This is a genomic window from Spiroplasma sp. ald (assembly GCF_044714355.1).
GTDB classification, from domain to species: domain Bacteria; phylum Bacillota_I; class Bacilli_A; order Mycoplasmatales; family Mycoplasmataceae; genus Spiroplasma; species Spiroplasma phoeniceum.
In genome coordinates this window covers 1-10,047 of the sequence record NZ_RXFY01000034.1, presented here as the reverse complement: position 1 = coordinate 10,047, position 10,047 = coordinate 1, and the positions used below count along the sequence as shown (strand labels likewise).

General features: G+C 26.6%; 6 protein-coding genes and 1 pseudogene. 6 read left to right on the top strand and 1 reads right to left on the bottom strand.

The annotated features are described in order from the left end of the window. A pseudogene (locus EHU54_RS02695) lies at positions 1-2,503 on the bottom strand (hypothetical protein); the annotation flags it as partial. 944 nt (positions 2,504-3,447) lie between these two features. Between EHU54_RS02695 and EHU54_RS02690 the strand changes: the two are divergent. The 6 genes from EHU54_RS02690 to EHU54_RS02665 form a co-directional block, all read left to right on the top strand. Beyond that, entirely contained in the window at positions 3,448-3,711 is a 264-nt protein-coding gene (locus EHU54_RS02690) for a hypothetical protein (RefSeq protein ID WP_198049707.1), read from the top strand. Next, positions 3,698-4,474, top strand: coding sequence for a ParA family protein (locus EHU54_RS02685; RefSeq protein WP_241460304.1), 777 nt, complete (start codon positions 3,698-3,700; stop codon positions 4,472-4,474). Before EHU54_RS02690 ends, EHU54_RS02685 begins: the two co-directional genes overlap by 14 nt. 843 nt (positions 4,475-5,317) lie before the next feature. Next, positions 5,318-7,435, top strand: a complete 2,118-nt coding sequence (locus EHU54_RS02680) for an adhesin (RefSeq protein WP_400248802.1) — start codon at positions 5,318-5,320, stop codon at positions 7,433-7,435. Further along, on the top strand, positions 7,435-7,710 hold the full coding sequence (locus EHU54_RS02675) for an Mbov_0395 family pilin-like conjugal transfer protein (RefSeq protein ID WP_400248800.1): 276 nt from the start codon (positions 7,435-7,437) through the stop codon (positions 7,708-7,710). The genes EHU54_RS02680 and EHU54_RS02675 overlap by 1 nt, the downstream gene beginning before the upstream one ends. Positions 7,711-7,725: 15 nt before the next feature. Beyond that, entirely contained in the window at positions 7,726-9,192 is a 1,467-nt protein-coding gene (locus EHU54_RS02670; RefSeq protein ID WP_400248799.1) for an Mbov_0396 family ICE element transmembrane protein, read from the top strand. A 58-nt stretch (positions 9,193-9,250) separates the two neighbouring features. Beyond that, positions 9,251-10,047: hypothetical protein (locus EHU54_RS02665; RefSeq protein WP_400248798.1), on the top strand; the 797-nt coding region annotated here is incomplete at its 3' end.

The window sequence follows — 10,047 nt, the reverse complement described above, 5'->3', positions numbered from 1 at the left end:
TTTGATTAATAAAATGATATTCATCTTTTTTTAATTGTGGAAAATTTAAAGATGAACTATTATTTTCAATATCATTATCTTCTTCAGTTAAACAACCACCACCAGTACTTTTTTTATATTTTGCATCTGTCTGCGGTGTTTGATTTTCTAAACCAAAATTATAATGATTTCCATTAACATGAAATATATTTATTGTATTGGTTGAATTTTGATTAATTGGTTGATATGGAGCATGATTATTTACACTAATATTAGCATTTAACATATTAGTCATTGCTAATATCTCTGGTGTACCACCTCATGTTGATGGTTCTCTCATTCTCTCTAAATAATTATTTTCAATATCATTATTTTCTTGAATAAGATTTCTAAATGTTAATTCGCTTCCACGATTTGTAATCATGTTTAAGTTTGACTGTATATAATCAACAACACGATTACGAAACACGTTTGTTACTAAATTATTTGCTGTTTGATTTTGATATCACAATTGATTTAAATCTCTATTATTTTCTAAATTAAATTGTTGTAATAAATTTTGAACATATAATAAATTTTGTAATTTTTGTTCACCGAATAATTTAATAAATCGCGCTCTAAATTCATCATTATTATTTCTTACTGGTAATAAATAAGATGTTGCTACAGATCAAAACAAACAACTACCATCGGCAAGAACATCATAATTATTTATTTGTTCAATTTTTATTTTATTATTAAGAGTTTGTTGTAATGATCCCATTAATTTTCCATTAAAAGTAATTGTATCGTCATTATTTATTGTAATTTCTTGTGGTAAAAGACTATATTGTTTTAGTTTTTGCATAATTTCTTTAATTGAAATTTCAAATTTGTATGTCATATTTTCTTCATTTGTTATTTCTGCATTAATTTCTCCATGAATATTTTGTTTTAAATTTCATATAATTTGTTTTGAAACTTGATCTAATAAAATAGAAAATTTAATTTTTTGTCTTGGATTAACTTTAATTTCTTGAGAAGGTATTGTTATTTCAGAAGTTTCTTTATTTTCATATTCTTTATTGTCTGATAAATCAAATTCATCACTTAATTCTTGTATTTTTGAATCTTCAAAATTAGTTTCATTTTGATATTTTCCTCCAGCATTAAATGTTAAACCCAAAATTTTTTTTAAATATTTATTTTTTGCAGTTATATCAGCGTTTAATTCCAAATTTGATTTTTGTTTTGTTTTTGATGTTTGTGAACTTATTTTTTTATTTTTTAAACCTACTGTGATTTTAATATTTTCTAATTTTTCTTTTTTATATGTACAACTATTTGTTTTCATGTTTTGAATTTCAGATGAATCATTAGTTAACATTGTTATGTCATTACAAAGTTCTTTTGTATTTTTATTATAAATTTCATTAATATCTTTTGTTAGTTTTATATTTGAATATATTAAATCATTTTCGTCAATATTATTAATTTCTTTTATAATACTTTCTTTATTTTTATCTCTAAAACTTAAAAATATACCTTTTTTAATTAATTCACCTAAATCAATAATTTTATTTTCTTGATTATTTATTGTAAAGTAAATTTTCTTTTCATCAAAATATTTACTATTATCTTTTTTTGCTTTTATAATAGCTGATGTATTTATAATATCATAAAGTTCTAACTGTGATATATCTAAATCATAATTTAAGTAATTTAACTCATTTAAAATTGCAGTTTCATTTCTATTTAATATTTCAATTTTATTATTTTTAATACCACTTAAACTAATTAAATCATGTTTTTTAAAATATACATTTACTCATGTTCCTTTATTATATTTTCCAATTGAACTTACTGTTATTTTAGCTGATTTATTTGTTATATCTGAAACAGATAAATGTGAAATATCTATATTTCAATTTCTTAATTTTATTGAATTTAAAATGGTTTGTTGATTAATAATAAATAATTTTCCTAAATCCCTATTTATAAGAACTTCATTTATTATTTGATTATTTAAATAATCATTTCGATAATACTTGCTATCACCTGTTCTTATGACAACACTAGCAATCATATTTTTCTCAGTTACAATTCTAATTCTTTCTCTTTTTGTGCTATTTCTTCAATAAAAATTTACATAATCTCAATTATTAAAAATTACTTTTAAAAAATTATAAACAGTAGGATATATTATAAATCAATTTCATATATCAAATTTATAAACTTTAAATTTTTCATAAACTTTTTTTTGAAAAAGTGATAAGTTATTACCAGATTCATATTTTATAATTATAATTTCTTCTCACAAATTTGGTACAAAAGAGGCATAAAATGGGTCTAAACCAACAAGTTCATTACCATCATCAACGCCTCTTTTATTTCTATTTAGAGTTTCTAAATTATTTGTTTGTCGATAATTAATATCACTATTTTTGATATTTTCTTCTTTTTTATAAGGACTAGCGGCAATAACTGATGGTATTGTGTTTCCAGTTATCATAATTGTTCCTAATAATCCTAAAAGTATTTTCATTTTTTGTTTCCCTTCATTTTTTTACAAAATAAATTTAATTAAAAAAAATTTTCAACAAAATTGAAAATTTATTAGTTTTCAAAATATAATTTGAAAAAATAGTATTATTTTGTTATTTTATAATTATGAAAATATAAATTTTTGCGAGTTGTATTTTCATTTTTTTATTTTACTTTGCTAACAACCTAAATTTATTTTTAGGCAATTTGATTATAGCATCAAAAATATTTAAAAGAGCAAATATTTTTTTAATTTTACTAATTTTTATATCAAATTCAAATTTTAATTTTGGGCGAGCGGTTGATTTTCTTAAATTTTTGTGATAAAATGAATTACAAGTTAAAAAATATTTTGAGATTCTTTCAAACAAATTTGGGAACCTTTATAAAATTCTTCGCTTGACGCTTAGAATTTTTCCCAAGGATTTTGAAAAGCGCGGCAAAAATTTTTTTAAACTTTAAGTTATTTTTCACAAACTTATGAAAATCACCGCGAGCCCAGATTGAGATATAATTACTAAAAAACGAAAGTGATATGTGATGTTTAATTTAAATTGAAGTGCTGTCATTTTTCTAAAATATGAAGTTGATAATTTGCAAATTATCAACGGTTTACTACAAAAAGATAAGCAATTGATTAGTATTCTGATGAAATATTGCGAGCAATTTAACCCAAATAATTTAATATAGTTCCCTATTTAAAACCCTTATTTTATAAGGGTTTTTTGTTGTTTGTTTTGCAATTGTCGTTTGTGGCGCATTGAGTGTTGTTTTAGCGGGTAAATGGTAATAAAGACTTGATTTTGATTAACTTTATTGTATAATACTATTAATACTATATTTAGTATTAATAGTATAGATATATAAAGACTTGATTTTGATTAACTTTATTGTATAATACTATTAATACTAAATATAGTATTAATAGTATAGAAAGGGAACAGTATGCCTAATAAAGTAAATAAATTAATAAAGGAAACTATAAATAATAATGATATATACAAAAATAATTCTAGTTTTAAAAATGTTAAAGAATTTAAAAAAATGGATGAAATTAATGTTATGCCAAGGATGCTATGCGATGTGGAATTAGTACAAAAATTTAGAAATTTAGCAAAACAAAAACAGTGAACAAACACAACTCTTATGAATAATATTTTAAGAGATTATTTTGATAGATTGGAGAATAGTAAAAATGAAGATGATTAGTTTTGCAGTAAAAAAAGGTGGGGTAGGCAAAACGACATTATGCAAAAATGTTGCCTATAAATTAGCTATTGATGGGGCAAAAGTCTTATTGATTGACCTTGACCCGCAAGCAACCTTATCATCTAATTTTTCTAACAATAATTATGATTATAAAAAAAATATTATACCTTTAATTACAAACCCAAGTTTAATAACTATTGATAAAATTATTCAATCAACAAAATATAAAAACATTGATATTATTGTTGGCGGAGAAGAAATAAATTCAACAACAACTTTAATAAATACTTTTTATAAAAGTGAAAAAGATAAATATTTATTTTCTGATTTAATTTATGAAATTAATGAAAAAATATTTGATAGTTATGATTATATTTTGATTGATTACCCACCAACAATACAAGAACTAGCAATTAGTTTTTTGATGTTATCTGATTTAATAATTGCACCATTAACTGATGATGGTGGTTGTTATAAAGGGGTGTTAGATTTAAAAAATACTTTAAATCATATTGCTAAAATTATTAATAAACAACCACCAAATATTAAGATTTTACTAAATAATGTAAAAAATAATGATGTTACAGAAACCATTTTGGAATGATTAAAAAATGATAATCTTACTCAATATTTATTAAAATGTGATATTAAACATTCTGATACGTTTTCAAAAAATACCGTTAAATTAGATACAATATGAACCAACCCTACATATTGGCGGCAAAAGCAAGCATACGAAGAACTGATCAAGGAAATCAAATAACAATGAAAATAGATGAAGAAATTTGTATTGCCCCTTACTATGAAGAAATAAGATTACTTGTATTGCCCGCTTTTTCCATTTGTGAGAAACACGAAAAATAATTTGATGAATATATTGATAATTTACTTTTTATCCCTGAATTACACTAATATTTATAAAACAACAACGAAACACATTTTCAATCTCTTCTTAAAAATTTAAGTGATTTTTTTGAAAAATTAGAAAAAGAATGACACAAAAATAACACATCTCCGATAAAAAAGAAGAAACCAAAAAAAAATCAAACAAAAGAAAGCGGAAGTAGATAAGGTAAAGATGAAAAAAATAAATAATAAAGATACTATCAATCATAATTTAATGATTGTCGATGTTGATTTACAAAAATGTTTGAATTGTAGTTTTGTCATCCAAAAAGTTGATGATAAGTGATTTACTATCAATATGGGCGATAATAACTGCGGTAAATAATAAATTGTGTTATAATTTTTTTTACCAAGATATTTTTTATCTTTGGTATGTTATGTTACTCTAAATGTATCAAGTATCAAATATAAAATCTTCTATTTTAAAATAAAAAAACTACATATATAAAATATATCTAGTGTATAATATTCATGTAATTAAATATTTTTAATAAAAATTAGTGATAGTAATTTATCATAAAATAAATTACTATCGTGGAAACACTAGATATCAACTAGCGTTTCCACCGACAATTTTAACATATTTTACTGGGGTGTTTGTTTGTCCTTTGGTAAAATATGTTCAAAAATTTCGTGTGGGAATAGCGGTGGTGCTATTCTCTTTTTTTGTTAAAAAGAGAATTCAGAAAGGAAACATAAAATGAAAAAACTACTAAGTATCTTAACTATATCAACATTGACAGCGAGCGTTCCTGCTCCGTTGTTAGCAAACACAGTACAAACTCAAGCAAAACGTGATATTGGGACAACGGAAAAAGATGTTACAACTGGTTTTAATATAAAAATAAAAGGTATTGAATATAAAAATTGAGAAAAACTTAAAGCAAATGCTATACCATTTAGTAAAATTGATAATAAGTGATATATTGCTATATGGCATGGAAAAGATAGTAATAATTGACGAATAAAATCTTTTCAAAACATCAATTATTCAGATAGAAGAAAAATTTTAGATAGTCAAGGTGAGTATGATTTAGTCTTAACAAGAATCAAAGGAGAATTATATATTAATAAATTTTCTGACCCAATGGGTTCAATAGCGTGAACAAATGATAATGGTATATATTTTAAATCAGTTTATCGTTGAAATGGTATTAATGAACCAATAACACCAACAATTGATAATAATGGGAATATTACGAAATTAACTATATCTAAAAATAGTGATTTTCAAAAGGGAATTTCGTTTTCGCTTGCTGAAAATGATAAAACAGCGACTTGGTCTAATAACGGTATGCGTTTAACGGTGGATGGTGAAACTAACATCAATATTGATAACCCAAATGTTACTGAAGTTTTATGAAATGGTGTTAAACAAAATATGTTAGATCACAAAGTAAATATCAATGTGACACCTGAAACTAGTGAAAAGACCCATAAATTAGTTATCAAATATGATATTCGTGGAACAAAATACACGAGCAAAGACATTGATGTTGTTATGGCGGCAAAAATAGAACCGCTCAAGCCAATTGTTAAAGAAAATTTAAGCGATGTAATTAAATTTGGTGATGAGAATAATTTAGGTAACCTTGTTGATAAGAATGACAGTACTATTTTTTCGGCAATTACACAGAAAAATGGACGCATTGTTGATTTTTCACAAATTGAAATAACAAATAAAGATAATCACTCTGCAACTTTAACCGCAAAACCAGATAGCAAGAGTTATAAAGGTTCAGTTGATGTTAAATACAATTTTTTTCCCACAATTGTGGTAAAAGCAAAAATTGATTTAACATCAACGGCAAGTGGTGTTCAAATAGATAAAGATTATCTTGGTCAAATTGATACAAGTAATCTCACAAACCCAGTTAACACATTCTATTATGCAAACGGAAAAATTGTTATTAAAATAAAACAACCACCAAATGGCCGTGTCGTAACTGGTTTTCTGTATGGTTGTGATGAAAATTGAAATAAAACATCACAATCAACACCAATTGACCCAGTGAGTGGTTTAGAAATTGATAAGGGACAATATGGTTCAGTTGATGGTCGTTATTTGATTGAATTGCAACATCAATATTTTTCAACGAAGAATAATTATTATTTGCAAGTATCAGAGAAACAATTGGTAGCACATTATTGGGATACACCAAATGGCAAAAAATTTGAAGAGTGAGCAGAAGATAACGGAGAAAAAAATATCCGTGGTTCTAGTGCCAGTCAATTAAATACTTTGTTTGAGTTATCGAAGACTTGGAAACAAAGTTTAGCTCACTTAGATTTAAAGTTAGATAACTTTGTTGTTGATAACATTAAAAATGTTAACCAAGATGAAATTGATAAATATAAAACAAAACTACTTGCTGGTGTAAAAGAGCAAGTTGAAAAGTATGCTACTGATGTTGTAGAAAACACCGACTATGTTATTAGCGTTGATAATCTTGTTGCGGGTGATTGAACTGCTAGCAAAGATGTCAAAGTTCAATCTGTTAATGGCAGTACAAAACTGTTAAGTTTGACCGCTAAAACAATCCCAGTGCAACAAAAAGAACTACCAACACCAGCAACACCTGACAATAACAAGAAATCTGGTTTGGGTATTTGGTCTATCTTTGGAATTGTCTTGGGTTCAATTTTTGGTTTTGCTCTTCTTGGGTGGTTGTTTAAACGGTTTGTGGTTGACCCGTTTATTTTAAAACCAATCCGCGAGAAAAAAGAAAAAGCCTTTGTGGCAAAAACAGAAAAAGATATTGCTCAAATGAAAAAAGATGACGAAGAATGAGAAGCAAAACAACGAGGTGATAAATAATGATGACTTTCTTAGCGACAAGTGGCACAACTAGCTTACAAGAAATTGGCAATAAAATACTTTCTGTTGGAATGCCAATTTTAATCGGAATAGCAATTGTTATTGGTATTGTTATGGTGGCGTATTATGGTATTGCTGGTAAATTTGCCAAAAACGCTGAACAACGCAGAGAAACGATTGCTCGCGTAACTTGGGTCGGCGTTTGTTTGGGAATAGTGATTTTGGCAAGTGCGATTGTCTTGGGTCTAAAAGATGTTATTTTAGGAATTGCATAAAAGGGGGATTAAAAAATGGTACAAAACAAAAAAGGATTAAAAAACCCCTTCGGTGTTGGCAAGTCAGCCAAGATAAAGCCAACATCATTTAAAAATGTCATAGCCATTGTTAACAATATGATTAAGAAAATGGCTATCTTTCTTATTATAGCATTTTTGCCGTTGATGTTAATAGCAGTTATTATTGTTGTTATCATTGCTGCGATTATGGCGATATTTACCCCTGACACAATAAATCATTTTACTAGTACTCACGCTTCAGAAATGTTTATTCAGTATAGTCAAACGGCGACTGATAGTGGGGGTGACGCTCCAAGTTGATTGCTTGGTAAAATCTTGGAAGCGGTTTTTGCTATCTTATATATTATTTTCATAAAACCGTTGCTATGACTTTTAAGTAAATTCCAAGACATAATTTATTTTATGTCGGGGGGTGATTTGGCAAATCGTTTGTTGTTTGAAAATAATACTGTTGGTGGTGTACCAATGTTATTTATTGTGATGTTATCAATTGCGGGAATTATATTGGCGTTATTGCTTGCAGGAAGAATGATTGAAATAATGTTGGCGGATGAAAAACATAGCAAGTTAAGAATAACATTGCGTAATATGATTTTATTGTTTGTCGCTATTCCGACAATACCAGTTATTTTTTATACCTTAAATATTATTGTTAACTTGCTAACTCAAGCGATTATGCAAGCAAGTAACTTGCAGTTGCAAAATATCGGGTTGTTTATATTTAATTCGTCGTTTGATAATGGAATGCACGACTTTGATTATGTTCCCGCAAGTTGAACATTCAAAGATAGTGGACATTTTAATTATTTGCTATGTTTGTTTTCTGAGGGCTTTATGATTTACATTTTCTTGTTGATTGCATTATTCCTATTTTGGCGAACTGCGGAATTATTAATTCTTTATGTTTTATCGCCCGTTGTGATAGTTTCGGCAATTCAAGATGAGGGACGAAGATTTAAAAACTGAAAAGAATTAACGGTTGCTCGTTTTATTAGTTTTAATATGGTGTTATTGGCGTATAGTTTGTTCTTATGGAGTATGTCAGTATTTGCGGAAATTGGCAAAGCCATTCCCGACCAAACAACAAGACCAATTTTTACTCTACTAGGTATTTTTGCTTTTGGCATTGTTGTTGTTAAATCACCACAACTATTATCATCGTTGTTGGGTGGTAATACATCGTTGGCTGATGGCATTGGTAACATAATGGGGTTGAAAGTAGCAACCAATGCTTTTATGACTGGTGGGGCGTTGACAGTGGGTGGTGTTCGAGCCAGTTATAATTTAAGTAAAAAAACTGCTCGTGGAATTGGGGCGGTTCGTGCTTATCACGCCGGTGCGAAAGAACACGGATTTAAAAATGTTGCCAAGGCACAATTTAAAAACGCATTCACTGGCGATTATAAAAACCAATATAGTAAATCATCTGAAAAAATCAACCAGTGATTTACTGATAAATAAAAGTACTGTAAAAACTATAAGAAAAAATAAAAAATAGCATTAAGAGAGGTAAATAATTATGGAAAAAAATAAAGCACGCATTATTACAAAACGAGCAAGTAAAATTCGTTTTACGATTTCGAATGCACTTGGTGGTATTGGTAAAGTTGAAATTGGAATTATTGTAATTGACTTTTTAATTACAGCATTGATTTTTTCTTTCTTATTTAAGTATCAAATAATTGCTAGTGTACTTATTACGATTTTTATTTGATTAATAAGTTTAATTTTAATGTTTCCAACCAAAAACGGTACTAAACTATACAACGTTATTTGAACAGCATTCAAATATATTTTTGTTAAAAAACACAATAACGATGTTTTAAAAATTAGTCAAATTAAAAAAATAGAAAATAATGTTATTACTTTTTCAAATAAAGTTGCAGTTGTGTATCGCATTGAAGCGGTTGATATTTCTTTGGCTAATCAACAAGAACGCGATATTCCTATTTACAAATTAACAAGCATTTTTAAAACAATAGACATTGATTTTGAAATTTGTAAAATTCAAACCCCGTATGAATTTAATGAACAAATTAAACATATTGATAATTTGTTAGTCAAAGAAAAAACTGAGTTTAAAAAAACTCAGTTAACAAATTTAAAAAATTGATATATGAATTTGCAATACGGTAATCAAAAATTAAAAACTGCATACTTTTTAATGATTACCGGTGATAATGTGGCTTCAATAAATCAAAAATTAAGATATGTTATTAATGAATTTGATAATAACATTAAATTTATTAAAGCAACATTGGAAGAAACAAGTTTATTAGTTCAACGCAATATTATTCCGACGAATAATGTTGTTGA